Source organism: Pseudonocardia kongjuensis (assembly GCF_039526905.1).
Classification (GTDB): domain Bacteria; phylum Actinomycetota; class Actinomycetes; order Mycobacteriales; family Pseudonocardiaceae; genus Pseudonocardia; species Pseudonocardia kongjuensis.
This window is the reverse complement of record NZ_BAAAJK010000018.1, coordinates 178836-194720: the sequence shown is the minus strand read 5'-3', so window position 1 is coordinate 194720 and position 15885 is coordinate 178836. Positions and strand designations below refer to the sequence as shown.

General features: G+C 75.4%; 19 protein-coding genes. 9 read left to right on the top strand and 10 right to left on the bottom strand.

Annotated features, from left to right (window positions below):
- Positions 1 to 3: 3 nt before the first annotated feature.
- Entirely contained in the window at positions 4 to 606 is a 603-nt protein-coding gene (locus ABD160_RS18640; protein ID WP_344024153.1) for a hypothetical protein, read from the bottom strand.
- A gap of 248 nt (positions 607 to 854) precedes the next feature.
- Here ABD160_RS18640 and ABD160_RS18635 point away from each other — a divergent pair, with 248 nt between their 5' ends.
- Together ABD160_RS18635 and ABD160_RS18630 are read left to right on the top strand one after the other, a co-directional pair.
- Positions 855 to 2234, top strand: a complete 1380-nt coding sequence (locus ABD160_RS18635) for a septum formation family protein (RefSeq protein ID WP_344024151.1) — start codon at positions 855 to 857, stop codon at positions 2232 to 2234.
- Between the two features lie 4 nt (positions 2235 to 2238).
- Positions 2239 to 2589 (top strand): metallopeptidase family protein, encoded by a 351-nt coding sequence (locus ABD160_RS18630; protein WP_344024150.1) that lies wholly within the window; start codon positions 2239 to 2241, stop codon positions 2587 to 2589.
- 21 nt (positions 2590 to 2610) lie between these two features.
- Here ABD160_RS18630 and ABD160_RS18625 read toward each other — a convergent pair whose 3' ends face one another.
- The 3 genes from ABD160_RS18625 to ABD160_RS18615 are packed head-to-tail and all read right to left on the bottom strand — an operon-like array spanning position 2611 to position 5214.
- The gene (locus ABD160_RS18625) at positions 2611 to 3336 is read right to left on the bottom strand and encodes a histidine phosphatase family protein (protein ID WP_344024148.1); all 726 of its coding nucleotides are present in this window, start codon (positions 3334 to 3336) and stop codon (positions 2611 to 2613) included.
- Positions 3333 to 4301, bottom strand: a complete 969-nt coding sequence (gene pheA / locus ABD160_RS18620) for a prephenate dehydratase (protein WP_344024146.1) — start codon at positions 4299 to 4301, stop codon at positions 3333 to 3335. Before pheA ends, ABD160_RS18625 begins: the two co-directional genes overlap by 4 nt.
- A 4-nt stretch (positions 4302 to 4305) precedes the next feature.
- Entirely contained in the window at positions 4306 to 5214 is a 909-nt protein-coding gene (locus ABD160_RS18615; protein ID WP_344024144.1) for a hypothetical protein, read from the bottom strand.
- Between the two features lie 138 nt (positions 5215 to 5352).
- Here ABD160_RS18615 and ABD160_RS18610 point away from each other — a divergent pair, with 138 nt between their 5' ends.
- Positions 5353 to 6135, top strand: coding sequence for a DUF2470 domain-containing protein (locus ABD160_RS18610; protein WP_344024142.1), 783 nt, complete (start codon positions 5353 to 5355; stop codon positions 6133 to 6135).
- A gap of 8 nt (positions 6136 to 6143) precedes the next feature.
- Here ABD160_RS18610 and ABD160_RS18605 read toward each other — a convergent pair whose 3' ends face one another.
- Both ABD160_RS18605 and ABD160_RS18600 read right to left on the bottom strand, forming a co-directional pair.
- Positions 6144 to 6467, bottom strand: a complete 324-nt coding sequence (locus ABD160_RS18605) for a DUF3817 domain-containing protein (protein WP_344024140.1) — start codon at positions 6465 to 6467, stop codon at positions 6144 to 6146.
- Positions 6464 to 7006, bottom strand: a complete 543-nt coding sequence (locus ABD160_RS18600; RefSeq protein ID WP_344024138.1) for a hypothetical protein — start codon at positions 7004 to 7006, stop codon at positions 6464 to 6466. Before ABD160_RS18600 ends, ABD160_RS18605 begins: the two co-directional genes overlap by 4 nt.
- A gap of 56 nt (positions 7007 to 7062) precedes the next feature.
- Here ABD160_RS18600 and ABD160_RS18595 point away from each other — a divergent pair, with 56 nt between their 5' ends.
- Complete coding sequence (locus ABD160_RS18595) at positions 7063 to 7887, top strand: CPBP family intramembrane glutamic endopeptidase (RefSeq protein WP_344024136.1); 825 nt, start codon at positions 7063 to 7065, stop codon at positions 7885 to 7887.
- On the opposite strand, the gene ABD160_RS18590 is transcribed toward ABD160_RS18595, so the two are convergent.
- The gene (locus ABD160_RS18590; RefSeq protein WP_344024134.1) at positions 7854 to 8078 is read right to left on the bottom strand and encodes a hypothetical protein; all 225 of its coding nucleotides are present in this window, start codon (positions 8076 to 8078) and stop codon (positions 7854 to 7856) included. The two genes, ABD160_RS18595 and ABD160_RS18590, sit on opposite strands and share 34 nt — an antisense overlap.
- Positions 8079 to 8176: 98 nt before the next feature.
- Between ABD160_RS18590 and ABD160_RS18585 the strand changes: the two genes are divergently transcribed.
- Both ABD160_RS18585 and ABD160_RS18580 read left to right on the top strand, forming a co-directional pair.
- Entirely contained in the window at positions 8177 to 9196 is a 1020-nt protein-coding gene (locus ABD160_RS18585; protein WP_344024132.1) for a hypothetical protein, read from the top strand.
- A 337-nt stretch (positions 9197 to 9533) separates the two neighbouring features.
- Positions 9534 to 10070 carry a ferritin gene (locus ABD160_RS18580; protein WP_344024130.1) on the top strand — a complete coding sequence of 179 codons (537 nt, stop codon included), beginning with the start codon at positions 9534 to 9536 and terminating at the stop codon, positions 10068 to 10070.
- 63 nt (positions 10071 to 10133) lie between these two features.
- Here the strand turns inward: ABD160_RS18580 and ABD160_RS18575 are convergent, their stop codons facing one another.
- On the bottom strand, positions 10134 to 11066 hold the full coding sequence (locus ABD160_RS18575) for a DUF5926 family protein (protein ID WP_344024128.1): 933 nt from the start codon (positions 11064 to 11066) through the stop codon (positions 10134 to 10136).
- 21 nt (positions 11067 to 11087) lie between these two features.
- Between ABD160_RS18575 and ABD160_RS18570 the strand changes: the two genes are divergently transcribed.
- From ABD160_RS18570 to ABD160_RS18560, 3 genes are all read left to right on the top strand, one after another.
- Complete coding sequence (locus ABD160_RS18570; RefSeq protein WP_344024126.1) at positions 11088 to 12401, top strand: cytochrome P450; 1314 nt, start codon at positions 11088 to 11090, stop codon at positions 12399 to 12401.
- A gap of 192 nt (positions 12402 to 12593) precedes the next feature.
- Complete coding sequence (locus tag ABD160_RS18565) at positions 12594 to 13184, top strand: hypothetical protein (protein ID WP_344024124.1); 591 nt, start codon at positions 12594 to 12596, stop codon at positions 13182 to 13184.
- 142 nt (positions 13185 to 13326) lie between these two features.
- A complete protein-coding gene (locus ABD160_RS18560) occupies positions 13327 to 13755 on the top strand; it encodes a hypothetical protein (protein WP_344024122.1) in 429 nt (142 codons plus the stop codon).
- A 21-nt stretch (positions 13756 to 13776) separates the two neighbouring features.
- Here ABD160_RS18560 and ABD160_RS18555 read toward each other — a convergent pair whose 3' ends face one another.
- Both ABD160_RS18555 and ABD160_RS18550 read right to left on the bottom strand, forming a co-directional pair.
- Positions 13777 to 14199, bottom strand: a complete 423-nt coding sequence (locus tag ABD160_RS18555) for a hypothetical protein (protein ID WP_344024120.1) — start codon at positions 14197 to 14199, stop codon at positions 13777 to 13779.
- A 557-nt stretch (positions 14200 to 14756) separates the two neighbouring features.
- Positions 14757 to 15791, bottom strand: coding sequence for a DUF4328 domain-containing protein (locus tag ABD160_RS18550; RefSeq protein WP_344024118.1), 1035 nt, complete (start codon positions 15789 to 15791; stop codon positions 14757 to 14759).
- Positions 15792 to 15885: the final 94 nt, after the last annotated feature.

The window sequence follows — 15885 nt, the reverse complement described above, 5'->3', positions numbered from 1 at the left end:
GCCTCAGCTCCCGCTGGACGTGCCGGACCCGCCGGAGGACGTCGACGAGCCGCCCCCGACGCCGAGCCCGCCGCGGGAGATCGTCCCGCCGCGGGTGGTCGATCCGATGGTGGAGCCGGTGGTGCCGCTGCGCACGGTGGTGCCGCTCGGCGGCGGGGTCACGTTCCCGCCGGTCGCGACCTGCCCGACGTTGCCGGTGCCGCCGTAGTTGTAGTGGTACTGCCGCCCGCCGCCGCCGAGGAAGATCGGCACGAAGGCGAACCCGCCGCCGCCGGTGCTGACCTGGCCGCTCTGCGAGGTGCCCGCGCAGTTCTCGTCCGGGACGACGACCTGGTTCTCGTCGACGCAGCGCGCATCGACCGTCTCGGTGCCGCCGCCGGACGCCGCGTAGACGGCCGCGATCAGCGCGACGACGCCGACCGTGGCGCCGGTGCCGATCAGCACCCGCTTCGTGGTCTTCGACCGGGCCTCGCGGCGGCGCACCTCCTCGCGGTCGGCGCGCAGCTTCTGCTCACGGGCCCGCTTCTCGGCGAGTGTGGGCTCGCGCGGCGTCGTGCTGCCGTCCTGGTGCCGGATCCGGCCCGGCCGCCCTGCCCCGTCGGTCATCGCTGTTCACCCATCGCCGCATCCCCCCTCGCGCACCCTAACGGTCCCCGCCGACCCCCGTGCGGGGACCGGTGACGCCGCCGGGCACCGGTCCGCGGCGACCGGGCGCCCCCGGCCGGACGAGCGGGACCGGCGCCGTCCGCGCGCGGCCGTCACCTGCACGTTCACAGCACCCGGCCGACCGACCGCCGCCCCGGTACCCCGGCCGGATGAAGCCGCGGACCGGGCCGCTGCATCATGGACGGGTCATGGATCCCAGCTCCCCCACCGGCTCCGCTCCCCGCCGGCACGCCGACCCCGGGCCTGCCGACACCGGGGAGCAGGTCTACGACGGCTACGACGGCCGCTACGCCCGCGCCGCGCACGGTGCCCCGGGCGGCGGCACGACGTCCGTGCTGACCCGCCCGGCAGGCACGTCGACGACGGCGACCCCGGTGGCACCCACCCGGCGTCGCCGCCGGGCCGCCGGGCCGGAGTCGGCGGTCCCGCACGACCACGGCGGCCCGCAGCGCGGGCCGCTCGGCGCCCGCCGGGTCGGCATCGGGATCCTGATCGGCGCCTTCCTCATGCTGACGGTCGCGTCGCTGGACTCGCTGCTCGGCGCGGAGGTGCCGGTGCTGGGCTCGTTCGCGTCGTCCGGGGTGCCGCCGCGGGTCGAGGCGCCGCCGCCGCTCCCGCCGCCGCCGGACACCCCGGGCACCTGCCTGAACTGGAGCCGCGCCGACGCGACCGACACCGCCGCCGTCGACTGCGCGCAGCCGCACCTGTTCGAGCAGGCGGGCCGGGTCGCGCTGGCCGACCAGGCGGTGTTCCCGAGCGACCAGGCGTGGCAGACGCTGGTCGCCGAGCGCTGCACCCCGGTCGTCACCGGTTACCTGGACGGCCGGTTCGATCCGGACGGCAAGTTCCGGGTGGGCGCGCTCAAGCCGTCCCAGCAGCGGTGGGACGAGGGCGACCGGGGGATGCGCTGCGGCCTGCAGATGGCGTCCCGCAGCGGCGCGATGTTCCCGATCACCGGGCGGGTCGCCGACCAGGACCAGTCCGCGGTCCAGGCGGCCGGGACCTGCCTGGCGATCGACGGGCGCAGCGTCGGCGACCCGACCGACTGCGCAGGCCCGCACGCCGTGGAGGCCGTCGGCGTGATCGACCTGGGCACCGAGTTCCCGGACGCGTTCCCCTCGGTCGAGGACCAGGACGGCTTCCTGCAGCCCGCCTGCACCGAGGCCGCGAACACCTTCGCCGGCAACGACCGGGTGATCGGCGAGAAGGGCCTCACCGTCTACTGGGGCAACCTGTCCGAGGCGTCCTGGAACGCGGGCAGCCGCAAGGTCAACTGCAACATCGGCACCCTGCTGCCGGACGGCAGCGGGTTCGCCACGATCACCGGCTCGGTGCGCGGGGAGCTGGTCGTCGGCGAGCAGCCCGCCCCGCCCGCCGCGACGGCGCCCGGTGCCCCGGCCGATCCGTCCGCGCCCGCCGATCCGTCCGCCCCGGCCGACCCGGCGGCGCCCGGTTCGCCGGCGCCGGTCGAGCAGCCCGGCTCCGGGCAGCCCGCCGCGCCGGACGGCGGCACGACACCGCCGCCGGATCTCGACGTGCCGCCGGGGCTGCCCGGCCTCGACGGCTGACGCCGTGCCCGTCCCGATGACGCCGGACCGGTTCGAGGAACTGGTCGGCGACGCGCTCGATCTGCTGCCGGAGCAGCTCGCGGCGGCGATGGACAACGTCGTCGTGCTGGTCGAGGACCGCAATCCCGACGAGCCGGACCTGCTCGGCCTCTACGAGGGCGTCGCGCTGACCGAGCGGACCGCCGACTACGCGGGCGAGCTGCCCGACCGGATCACGATCTACCGGGACGCGGTGGTCGACTTCTGCGAGGACGACGAGCAGGTCGTCGACGAGGTCGCGATCACCGTGGTGCACGAGATCGCGCACCACTTCGGGATCTCCGAGGAGCGGCTGCACGAGCTCGGCTGGGGCTGAGCGCGCGGCAGGCGCACCAGCTCAGTGCGCGGCGGTCCGGCCATCCGGCATCGGGTCCCACAGCTCGAGGGCCCAGCCGCCCGGGTCCCGGCGCAGCACCACCCGGCCGGTGTTCGGGACCGGCCGGTCCCGCCCGTAGGTCGCGGGCGGATCCGCGCGCTCGGCGTCCTCCCGGGCGCCCAGCAGCGCGAACGTCGCGAGCCGGATCGCGGCGCCGTGGCTCACCACGACGACGGCGCCGCCGTCGACGCCGTCCAGCACCGCGTCCAGGTCCGGCAGGAACCGGTCCCAGACGTCGCGCGCGGACTCGCCGCCGGGCATCGGCCGGTCCACCTCGCCGTCCCACCAGGAGGCGAAGACCTCGTCGAACACCGCCCGCGCCTCGTCGTCGGCCCGGTTGTCGAGATCGCCGACGAAGATCTCGTGCGCGCCGGGGAGCAGCTGCACGTCGAGGCCGAGCACGGCACCGATCGGGGCCGCCGTCTCGCGGGCCCGGGTGGCCCGGGACGCGTAGAGCGCGCGGACCGGCCATCCGGCGAACAGCCTGCCGACCTCGGCGGCCTGCTCGTGGCCGAGCTCGTCCAGCGACGGGCCGGGGACGGTGGTGTCGAGCGCGTGCCGGACGTTCGACGGGGTGCGGCCGTGCCGGACGAGCACCAGGCGGACCGCGCCGTCGTCCGGCGGGACGGCCGGTTCCCGGATCCCGCCGCCGGCCGCGGCGAACGCGGTGGCGGTGTCGTCGCTCACCGGCCCGCCCCCTCGCGGATCGCGGCCAGCCAGCGCTGGGACGCGGCGTGGTCGTCGGCGGTGGCGACGGCGGGCGGTGCCACCGGGCTGCCGACACCGCCCGGCCGCTCCGGCCGCGGATCGGAGCGCGGAAACGAGCCGAGGTAGATCAGCCGGTCGCAGCGCCGGTGCAGGGCGGCGAGCGCCTCCCCCATCGCCGGGTCGGCGACGTGCCCGGAGCAGTCCAGGTGGAACCAGTACTCGGCGTGCCGGTCCTTCACCGGGCGGGACTCGATCCGGGTCAGGTCGATCCCGCGGACGGTCAGCTCGGTGAGCAGGCCGAGCAGCGTGCCGGGCCGGTTCGTGGTGGTCGCGGCGAGCATCGTGCGGTCCCAGCCGGTCGGCTCCGGCGGCAGCGCGGGCCGGGTGAGCAGCACGAACCGGGTGACCGCCCCGGGATTGTCGGCGATGTCGTCGGCGAGCACGGCGAGCCCGTGCCGGGTCGCGGCGAGCGGCGCGGCGACCGCGGCGTCGACCTCGCCGCGGGCGACCTGGGCGGCGGCCTCCGCGGTGGACGAGCTGACCCGGACCTCGGCGCCGGGCAGGTGCTCGGCCAGCCAGCCGCGGGTCTGCGCGATGCCGTGGCCGTGCGAGGCGACCGTGCGCACCGCGGCGAGATCACCGGCCCGGTCGGCGCCGGGCCTGCCGAGCAGGCAGAACCGGACCGCGATCCGGGCCTCCCGGGTGACCACCAGCGGCGGATCGGCGACCAGGCCGTCGAGCACCGGCGGCACCGCGCCCTCGACGGTGTTCTCGATCGGGACGCAGCCGGCGTCGACCGAGCCGTCGCGGACGGCGGCGAGCACCGCCGGGGCGCCGGGCAGCGGCACCAGCTCGGCGTCCCTGGACTCGGGCAGGGTGTGCAGCGCCTGCTCGGTGAAGGTGGCGTGCGGGCCCAGGAACCCGATCCGCGGCGGGCTCGGCATCGGTTCAGTCCAGCAGCCCGAGCGCGACGAGATCGGCGATCGGCACCGGATCCGGGTCGACGCCGCAGCGCGGCAGCACGGCGCGGACCTGCTCGACGGCGGCCGGGGGCAGCTCGTCCAGCTCGCGGGCGAGCTTCTCGCCGTCGGTGCACTCCAGCGCGTCCTGCACCGGATCGGGCGACGCGCTGACCCCGGTCATCCGGGCGACCGCGACGATCAGGTTGAGCAGGCCGTGCCTGCCCCGGGTGAAGGAGCCGGACGGCTCCTCGCGGACGATCCGGTCGACGCCCTGCGCGGAGATCCCGCCGGTGCCGCTCTCCAGACCGGCCTGCAGGAAGGCGTGCACGTCGTCGACCTCGGGCACGTCGGACGGCCGCGGGCCGCCCATCCGGATCTTCGGCGTGCAGCCGTGCTCGGCGACCCTGCGGACGGCGGCCAGCCAGGCCAGCGTGCCCTCCGCGTCGCCGTCGACCGGGCGGCGCGGTTCGACGACCGGCGTCACCTCGTCCGGGACGAACTCGGAGACGCGCTCCAGCCAGATGCCGTCGACGTCCGGCGGCGCGGCGCACTCCACGGTGCTCGGCGTGAGCAGGCTGGACCGGGAGAACACGGTGGACAGGGCCTTGGGGACCGCGCCCAGGCCGGTGTCGACGACGAGCGCCAGCTCGGCGGGGCGGCTCGGGGCGGACCGGGCCAGCTCGGTGACCACGGCGGGCAGCTGCGAGGCGGGGCAGACCAGCCGGCCGACGAGGCCTCCGTAGTGGCCGTCACGAGCGGCGAGGTAACGCGACACCACGGCGTCGACACCCGGTGCGACGCTCCGCGGCTGCAGCAGGCTGGTGTCGTCGACCAGCGCAGCCAACAGCGGCCGGATCGGCCACGGGTCGGCAGCGGAACCCGAGGGCACGGTCATCACGTCGACAGACGCTAACGGTCGGGTCACGACGGGTGGACAACGGGGGTTGCCGGGCCGGTCGAACGGCGCCGCGTCCAGCACTGGACAGGGGACACTCACACCTGTTTAGGTAAGGGTTACCTAATGGAGGTGAGAGTGGGAACCACCCGCACGCGACGCCCCCCGACGCCCGCCGTCGCCGAGCGCGCCCGCAGCCTGGTCACCCGTGGCGGTCGCGCCGCGCTCGTCGGGACCGGGGAGCCGGAACCGTGCGCGCCGCTGATGCACCACACCTGGCCGGACGGCACGACCGACGTCCTGCTGCCCGACGACCATCCGGTCCGCAGGCAGGCCCGGCTCGCCGTCGACGGCCTCCCGGTGATGCTGGAGCTGACCGGATCGACCCCGGTGCCGCTGCCCGAGCCGGTGCGCGAGCTGCTCTGGCTGCTGGGCCGCCTGCACGAGCCCGACCCGAGGACGGGCCGGGACCGGGCGCTGCGGCTGGCCGAGCGGTCGCCGCACCCGAACCTGCTCGACGCCGGGCGGGGCGCGACGCTGCTGCGCCTGCAGCCGTCGTCGGCGGTGTACTCCGACGCCGAGGGCTGCGCGCCGGTCTCACCGGTGGAGCTGTCGGCCGCCGAGCCGGACCCGTTCTGCCGGGTCGAGCAGGCGTGGCTGGAGCACCTGGACCGGGCGCACCCGGACATGCTGGCCGCGCTGCGCAGGCACCTGCCGCACGCGCTGCGCGCACCCGGCGACGCGACGGGGCGGATCCGGCCGATCGGCGTCGACCGGTACGGGCTGCGGGTCCGGGTGCCCGCGTCCGGCGGCGGCACCCAGGACGTGCGGCTGGCGTTCTCGGCCGAGGCGAGGACCCCGACCGAGCTGCAGAAGCGGTTCGCCGAGCTGGTCGGCTGCCCGGCGGCGCAGCAGCCCTGAGCCTGCTGTCAGGTACCCGCGGCCGCGAGGTGCTCGGTCTGCACCTTGCGGGTCACGTGCCGCTCGGCGAAGAACGACGCCACCGGCACGGTCCCCGCCGCCAGGATCACGACGGCGAACACCGGGTTCCACCGGCACCGCTCGGCCAGGATCAGCGTGCACACGATATAGATCATGTACAGGAAGCCGTGCACCATGCCGATCAGTGCGACCGGGCGCGGATCGCCGAAGATGTACTTCGCCGGCATGGCGTAGAAGGTGAGCAGCAGCAGGCCCACCCCGGTGACCCAGGCCGAGATCCGGAAGGCCTTGAGCGCGGTCGCGACGGTCACGGGGTCGCCTCCTCCTGCCGGGCCGCGAGGCGGGCCAGCTCATCGTTGTAGGCCCGCAGCTGGGGATCCACGGGCGGGGGTGCGGTCACGCCGGCCGGGCGCGCGGTGAACGGGGACGGCCGGGCCGCGGTGGCGGCAGGTTCCGGAGCGGCGGGCACCGCGGTGGCTCCGGGGGTCGCGGCGGCGGGGTCAACGGCACCGGACTCGCCGGCAGCGGGCTCACCGGCAGTGGATCGGCCGCCGGCGGGCCGGCCGGTGGCGGGCGCGCCGGTGCCGGACTCGCCGGCGCCGGACTCGTCCGCGGCGGCCTGGGCCGCGCGCAGGTCGCCGATCTCCAGGCGCAGGAACCGCCACCACATGATGCCGAAGAAGACCGCGAACAGCGGCCACTGCAGCCCGTACCCGATGTTCAGGGCCGAGCCCATCGCCGATCCGGCCCGGCCCCACTGCCAGGCGGCCAGCCAGCCACAGGTGACCATGGCACCGAGCGTGAGCACGTGCCAGGCCATCCACTTCGGGGACAGCAGCAACCGCAACACGCACCCAGGGTACGCACCGCGGTCGGCCGGAGCACCGGGCCTGCGAGGATCACCACGTGACGACGGCACCGGCCACCTCGGGTGGTCTGCGCGGATGGTTGAACCCGGCGGCACCGGCGGATCCGGTCGTCGTCACCGACCGGCGGGAACGACGGCTGATCGGCCTGGAGATCGCCGTCGTGCTGACGGTGACGCTCGGGCTGTCCGGGCTGCGCAGCGCGCTGTCGCTGCTGGAGGCGCTGCTCGCCCCGGCCCCGTTGACCGACCAGCAGGTCGCGCTGAACGCGCCCGCGTCCACCGACACCTGGATCGACCTGGCGTTCCAGCTGGTCCGCGCGCTGCAGCTGGCCGGATGGGGTGCGCTGGCCGCGTACCTGCTGCTGCGCGCCGGGTTCGCGCTGCGCCGGGTCGGGCTGGACGGCCGCCGGCCGGGCCGCGACACGCTGCACTCGTTCGGGCTGGCCGCACTGATCGGGATCCCCGGGCTCGGGCTCTACCTGCTCGGCCGGGTCGCCGGGATCACCCCGGACGTCGCACCCAGCACGCTGACCGACGACTGGTGGCGGATCCCGGTGCTGATCCTCTCCGCCGCCGCGAACTCCTGGGCGGAGGAGGTCGTCATGATCGGCTACCTGCTCACCCGGTTCCGGCAGCTGGGCTGGTCGGAGAACCGGTCCGCGCTGGTCGCCGCCGTCGTCCGCGGGTGCTACCACCTCTACCAGGGGGTGGGGGCGTTCGTCGGGAACGTCGTGATGGGGCTGGTCTTCGCCCGCTACTGGCAGCGGACCAACCGGCTGTGGCCGCTGGTCGGGGCGCACCTGGTGATCGACATCGTGGCGTTCGTCGGCTACGCGCTGCTGGTGGACGTCCTGCCGTTCTGACCGCCGGCGAGCCGCAGCGCCTGCTCGGCGGCGGACCGCAGGGAGCAGGGCCACCGCGTCGTGAGGCCGACCTGGGAGCCGCAGGCCCGGCAGCGGCCGTCCGGCCGGGCGACGTGCTCGCGCAGCAGCGCGTCACGCAGCGCGGGATGGTCGGCGAGGAGCCGGGCGAGGCCGGACACGTCTCGGGTCACGCCGTGAGCCTCCGGCGCCGGACGCCGCCGGATCACCCGCCGGCGCCGGGTCGCAGGCAGCCGTACTCCCGGTCCGGCCCGGAGTACGGTCGCCGGCCATGAGCCGACGGTCCGAGCAGCTGCGGTTCGCCCGTTCCCTGCGCGACGCCGGTGCGACGCCCCCGGCGACGGCGCGGCAGCTGCGCGACCGGTTCGGCGTGCGCGCGCTCGCCGCGATGCGGCTGGCCCACGGCTGGAGCCAGGCCGATGCCGCCACCGAGTGGACCCGGCGCTGGCCGGAGGCACCACGGACGTTCAAGAACTTCTCCTCCTGGGAGAACTGGCCGGGACCCACCGGGCACGCGCCGTCCCTCGACGTGATCGACCGGCTGTCCCGGCTCTACCGGTGCGCCGCCCACGACCTGCTCGCCGACCTGCCGGACCACGGGCCGGGCGCGGACGGTCCGGGCGACGTCGAGGCGCTCGCCTGGCAGGTCGGGAACCTGGAGCTGCCGGAGCTGACCCGTGCCGTCGCCCACTGGGCCGAACTCGTGCCGGAACGGGAGCGACGTGCGTGGCTCCTCAAGCTGAGCACGGCGGCCGCCGCAGCGGCTCCCGTGCAGGTCGACGGCGTACCTGTGTCCGCTCTGACCCCCGTCTACGAAGCCCGGTCCGCGCAGGACAGGCTCACCGGGATATGGCTGAGCCGCTATCAGTACGTCAGCACGACCCGTGGCCCGATCCAGCGGCACCACCACGTCACTGTGTTCGAGAACAGCGAGAACCAGGTCGGGATCTCGAGCATCGAGCACTCCAACGACTCCCCCGTCCAGCTCGACCTGGTCCGTGATCGTCAGGTCCTCACCGGCACCTGGACCGAGTTCACCGCCGTCGACGGCCACTACCGCGGCGCCCGGTACCACGGCGCGATCCAGCTCGTCGTCGATCCGACGGGCCGGTCCGCCCGGGGCCGCTGGGTCGGCTACGACCGCGCGGGCGACGTCGATTCCGGACCCTGGGAGTTGACCCTTCTGACGACCGGCTCGGGACCCGGCGCGGTCCGCGAACACGCCCGTCCGGCGGCCCCGCCGAACTCAGGCGATGCACCGGGAAAGGGCCCCTCACCTGGAGAAAGGTGACCCCTGTCCGAGACCGCAGCTCCGCCTCCCACGCCCGGTCCCCGATCGGAAAGGGTAGGCCGCGTGACGACCTCGCACCCCGTCGCACGCCGAGATGCAGACCAGCGGGAAATGTCGATCTCTGCACCCCGCTGATCTGCATCTCGGCGGGTCACGGGGTGCGACGTGCGACGGGGTGCCGCGCGGCGGCGCACGCCCGTCCGAGCGGCCCCGCCGAGATCAGGCGATGCACCGGGAAAGGGCCCCTCACCTGGAGAAAGGTGACCCTGTCCAACTGAGACAGACCTCAACTCTGGAATGCCTCAAGACAAGCGCGATCGGCGCTAACCTGGATCTCATGACCGACGAGACCAAGTTCCACGCCCTGCTGCGCGACCAGATCCGCAGCGAGTTCACCGCCAGCCAGCAGTACACCGCGATCGCGGTCTGGCTCGACGACCAGGACCTCCCGCAGCTGGCCGCGCACTTCTACGCGCAGGCCCTCGAGGAGCGCAACCACGCGATGAGCATGGTCCAGTACATGCTGGACAACGACCTGCAGGCCACCATCCCCGGCATCGACGAGGTCAAGAACGACTTCAGCTCGGTCGAGGACGTCGTCTCGCTCGCGCTGACCCAGGAGAAGCAGGTCACCGAGCAGATCACCACGCTCGCCCGGACCGCCCGCGACGAGGGCGACTACCTCGGCGAGCAGTTCATGCAGTGGTTCCTCAAGGAGCAGGTCGAGGAGGTCGCGTCGATGACCACGCTGCTGACCATCGTCCGCCGGGCCGGCGACGACCTGTTCCACATCGAGGACTTCGTCGCCCGCGAGCTCGCCAGGGGCGAGGCGGCCGACGCGACCGCCCCGGCCGTCGCCGGTGGCCGCGTCTGAGCGAACGATCCCGTCGGTCCGCAGGGGCCCCGGTGCCGCACCGGCACCGGGGCCCGCTGCCGGCTACCGCAGCGTGATCTGCTTCCCGGAGAGCACCTCGCGGGCCCGGTGCTCGGCATCGGTCAGCGGCTTCTCCGCCAGCCCCGCCAGCGCCTCGTCCAGCCGCTTGGCGAAGTCGGCCGCCGGACCGGCCCACTCCGAGGAGTGCATGTCCCGGTCGACGTCCCAGACCGGCACCAGCAGGCCGTGCGCCCGGAACGACCCGGCGTAGCGGGAGTCCTCGCCGAGCTCCAGGCCGCCCTGGTCGGACAGCCGGGCCAGCGCCGCCATCAGCGACGACTCGTCCTCGGTCCGCACCCAGCGCACGTGCGCCTTCGAGCCGGTGTCCACCCAGTACGCGCCGCGCACGCCGGGCGCCGTGACCGCCTCGGTCGGCATGATCACCGAGTTGGCGCGCTCCAGCATCGCCGCCGCCTCCGGGTCCGGGCTGTCCCCCGGCAGCCACCACGCGAAGTCGGCGTGCACCGTCGGCTCCAGCGCCGTCTCCGGTTCGAGCAGGTCCTGCAGCCGCTCCCCGGTCCGGCGGTCCGGCCCGACCACCGGCAGCGACGAGCCGGGCTCCGCCGAACGGGCCCAGGCCAGCGCACCGGCGAGATCGGCGGACAGGTCCCCGGAGCGGGTCTGCACCTGCATCCCGAGCAGGATCTCGCCGTTGTCGCGGACCAGCGCGGCCGACGCGCCGGGCAGCACCGACGTCAGCGTCACCGGCCCGCCGGTGCGCAGCGGGAGCGGCGCCGTCGCCGACGGCAGGAACTCCCGCATCGCGACGAGATCGGGTTCGGCGGCCAGCCCCTCGAACGGCCGGACGACGATCACGTCGTCGCCGGCGCCGTGGCAGGCCTTGTACCGCTTGCCCGAACCGCACGGACACGGCCGGCGCGGGTTGTCGGCGGCCGTCTCGGAGCGGTTGGCGCGGTTGCGCGTCTTCTTGCCCATCACCCGGCAAGGTAGCGGGTGATGCATGCGTCCGAATCGCCAGACCCCCGGTCCCGTCCCGCCCCGGTGCCGTTCGACGCCGCGGACCCGGCCTTCCTCGACGACCCCTACCCCGCCTACGCCGCGCTGCGCGCCGCCGGCCCGGTGCACGACCACCCGGGATTGGGCCTGCCGGTCGCGGTCACCCACGCGGCCTGCTCCGCGGTGCTGCGCGACCGCGGTCTTGGCCGGATCTGGACCGACGCCCGGCCGGAGACCGAGCTGGCCGCGTTCAACCTGCTGCACCGCAACTCGCTGCTGGAGCGGGAGGGCGAACCGCACACCCGGCTACGACGGCTGGTGGCCGCCGCCTTCGCCCGCGGGCACACCGAGCGGCTGGCCCCGCTGGTCCGGGCCCGCGCCACCGCACTGGTCGGGGACCTCGTCGCCCGGGTGCGCGACGGCGAGCCGGCCGACCTGGTCGGGCTGGTCGCCGAGCCGCTGCCGGTGCAGGTGATCGCCGACCTGCTCGGCGTGCCCGACGACCGGCGCGCCCCGCTGCGGGACTGGTCGGACGCGATCGTGCGGATGTACGAGCCCGATCCCGGTCCGGCGGCGCGACGGGCAGCCGAACGGGCGTCGGCCGACTTCGTGTCGATGCTCCGCGATCTGGTCGCCGAACGGGGCGCCGGCGCCGCGGGCAGGCCGTCCGCGCCGCGCGGGGCGGAGCACGCCGCCACCGGAGCCCCGGGCGGCGGCGACCTCGTCGGCGACCTGCTCGCGGTACGCGACTCCGGGGACCGGATCTCCGCCGACGAGCTCGTCGGCACCGCGGCACTGCTCCTGATGGCCGGGCACGAGGCGACCGTGAACGTGATCGGCAACGGGGTGCACGCGCTGCTCCGGCACCCGGATCAGTGGCGACGCCTGGTGGTCGATCCGGAGCTGGTCGGAACGGCCGTCGAGGAGCTGATCCGGTTCGACGCGCCGTTGCAGCTGTTCGAGCGGACGGCGGTCGCCGACACGACGGTCGCCGGGTACCGGGTGCCCGCGGGCGGCCGGATCGGCACGCTGCTCGGCGCCGCCGGTCGCGATCCCGCCGTGTTCGGCGAGCACGCCGACCGGCTCGACGTCGGCCGGTCACCCAACCCGCACCTGGGCTTCGGCGCGGGCGTGCACTACTGCCTCGGCGCGCCGCTGGCCCGGCTGGAGATCGCCGAGGTGCTGCGCGCGCTGGTGCGCCTGCTCCCGGACGCGGCACCGGCCGGGAACCCGGTCCGCCGCCCCCGCTTCGTGATGCGCGGCTGGTCGGAGCTCCTCCTCACCGCATCGACCGAACGGCCCTCCGTGCACTGAGCTGAAGGAATCATTCCGCAGGGCCGTTCGAAGAATTGCGTTGGTCGCACCCGAATGATTCCGGGGCCGTTTTCCGGAATTGCAGGTGCGCCGTCGACCGCGCCCGCCGGGCATGCTGGAATCACCCCGGTGGAATCGTGGTCGGAAGTGCTCAGGGATGCACTCGAGGCACCGGGCGTGCGGTATGCGTGCGTGGCCGACCCGGCCACCGGCCAGGTGGTCGCCGCACACGGGACGCCGGCGGCGGCCGGGCCGCGGGCCACCCGGCCCCCGCTGCCAGCGCTGTCGGCGCCGTCGGCGCGCTCCGGCGGACCGGGCCCGGGGACCGTCCCCGAGGCGGTCGCCGCGGTGCTGGGCTGGGCCGGCACCGAGATCGCGACGGCGGCCGGGCCCCGCTTCGCCGACGCCGTGATCAGTACCGACGTGGCGTACCACCTGGTGCGCACGCTGCACCGCGACGGCGCGCCGCTGCTCGCATATCTGCAGGTGGACCGGGTGCGCGGCAATCTGGCGCTGGCCCGGCGGGCACTGCTCGCGCTCCCGGCGGACCCGGTCCCGGTACCGGCCCAGCCGTCCGCGCCGGAGGCCGAACGGCTCCCGCCGGTCGCGATCCCGCTCCCCCGCCGGGCACCCGCCCCGGCGGTGCAGCCACCGCCGCCGGCGAGCACCGCGGCGGAGCCCCCGGACCAGCCGGGCAGCCGCTGGTCCCACGACCTCCGCACGATGGCCCGGATCCTGGCCGGGCTGCGCCGCCTCGATCGGCCGTCCGCGACGGAGAGTTGACGTATCGTGATTCAGGGTTATTGTTGTGCCCTCGCCGGGACATTTCGATGAAGATCTTTCCGTCTCCCGCGGAAGATTCCCGGCGACCGCTCCCCGATCATCGAACACGGCCGCGTTCACGCACCGTGCGGAGGCACAGCAAATGAACAACATCGATCGTTCGCTGGACATGGCAGCCAACATCAAGGGCGCCTTCGCGGTCGCGATCGTCGACTTCGACAGCGGCATGACGCTCGGCTCGCGGGGCGGCAGCCCGGAGTTCGACCTGGACGTCGCTGCGCCCGGCAACTCCGAGGTCGTGCGCACCAAGCTCGAGGTCATGCAGAAGCTCGGCCTGCGCGAGAACATCGAGGACATCCTGATCACGCTGGACAGCCAGTACCACCTGATCCGGATCATCCGCGGCACCGACGAGCAGCTGTTCTTCTACCTGGTGCTCAACCGCGCCCAGGCCAACCTGGCGATGGCCCGCCGCGACCTGCGCGTCATCGAGCAGCAGTTCGCGATGTCCTCGCCGCAGGGGGCACCGCAGCAGGCCGGGCAGGCGTTCTTCCCCGCCCAGCAGCGCTGAGCCGCCCGACCGCGTGGGACGTCACTGGCATGCGGTCACGGTGCGGACCGACGGCCTCGCCGCGGTGCTCGGGCCGCTGCTCACCGATCCCCGGATCCGGTCCGCCGCGCTGATCGACATCGACAGCGGGATGGTGCTCGACGTGTGCGGGCCGGACACCTCGGCCGGCCGGTTCGGGCTGGGCAGGCCCGCCGAGCACGACCACCGCGACGAGGTCCGCGGGGCCGCGCACGCCGAGCTGGTCCGGATCGGGCTCGCCCTGGCACCCGCCTCCGGCGGCCTGATCGCGCTCGTGCTGGAGGCCGGGCCGGACCGGCACGTGCTGCACACCGTCACCGACCCGCACGGTGGGCGGCTCGCGATGTCGGTGGTCGTGCGCGGATCGGACCGGGCGGTCGCGAAGGTCCGGAAGCGGCTGCGCGCGGTCTCGGAGAGCGCGCTCACCGCGGGACCGTCGGTCGCCGTGCGGCCGGGATCCGCGGGATGGGCCGTGCCCGGTCAGGCCGGGGCCGGTGGTCCCGGTAGCCCGGCGCCCGGGAGCGGTGTTTCCGGTCGCCCGGCGCCCGGGGCCGGTGTTTCCGGTCGCCCGGCGCCCGGGGCCGCAACCCCGGGCCACCCGGCCGCGCCCGATCGAACCGCGACCGGATCGGCGGCACGCGGCCACCCGGCCGTCCCGGATTCCCGGCCGGTCCGGGTGGGCGGGGACGGTGGCCCGGCCGATCCGGACCGCACCGGCGGTGCGGACACTCCGGGCGCCGCCGGGGCCGGCCGACCGGGCGGGTGGTACCCCGCCGGTCCGGTCCGCGGCGACTCCGCCGCCGGTCCGGGCATACCCGGCCGCGGTTACACCGGAGCGCCCGCGGTCGCGCTGCCCGCACCCAGGAACCCCGGCACCGGCCCGGCCGCACCGCACGCCGGCCCGGCGACGGCCGGTGCGCGGCCGGATCCCGGATCCGGCGGCGACGTCGAGGCCACCCTGCCGTCCCGGGCGGTCGCCCCGCTCAGCCCGGCCGCCGATCCGGGTCCGGCGCCGGATCCGGCGCTGGATCCGACACGGCCCGCTCCGGTACCGGATCCGACTGCGAGGGCCGAGCGGCAAGACGGTTCCGGGCAGCAAGAAGGTTCCGGGCAGCAGGACGGGTCCGGGCAGCAAGAGGGGTCCCGGCAGCCGGAGCGTCCGGCGTGGGAGCACCCGCCACCGGGCCCGTCCGCACCAGGAGCTCCCGCGGACCACGCGGCTCCGGCTCCAGCAGACCGGTGATCCACCGCACGACACGGATCGTCCGGTAGGCGGCGACGGCGGCGACGGCGTCGGCCCAGGCGTGCACCACGACCCCGTCGGCCAGTGCCTGGGTGCCGGTCCGGAACCGGCCGACCAGCGCCAGCCCGGCGAGCAGCACGCAGGCCGCCCACAGCACCCACCAGACCAGGATCTCCCGCGACGGTGCGGGCCGCCGGTCGGCGGGCAGCCCGAGCGCGGCGTGCTCGGTCTCGGCGAGCAGCGATCCGGGCGCGGCGAGGTTCCAGCCCGGGACCAGCCATCCGGCGATGATCCGGCGACGGCTGCGCCACGGCCGGGTCCCCGCCCGGTCGGCGGCCGCCCGGTAGGACCAGAGGCTCCAGGAGATCGTCAGCAACCCGGCGGCGATCACCGCGGCGACCGACGACCAGCCGCCGAACCAGACCATCGCGTCCGACCAGGCGACGGCGACCGGGGACAGCGCGTCCGATCGGCTCTCCAGCAGCAGCGCGTAGCGCCACACCTCGGCGGCGGCCGCGACCAGGCTCATCACGACCACGACCCACAGCACCGGGACGAGCTGCCCGGCGAGCCAGCGGACCCGGTCGAGCGCGGTGGACGGGCCGGCCGGGTCGCCGTCGAAGGAGACGGCGGGCATCCGCCACGGCCCGACCGGGAGACCCCAGCGCGGCACCGAGCGGTAGCGCGGCGGGCCGGTGTACCGGCCCGGGGCCGCGTCCGGCGGGCGCGGCCGCAGCGAGTCCGGCAGCGCCGCCGGATCCGGTGGCGTCGCCACCCAGTCCAGCGCCGACAGGTAGCGGCCGCACCAGGGACAGAACGCGCCGCTCCCCGGTCCGGCCTGCCGGCCGCACCGGGGGCAGGGCGGCGGC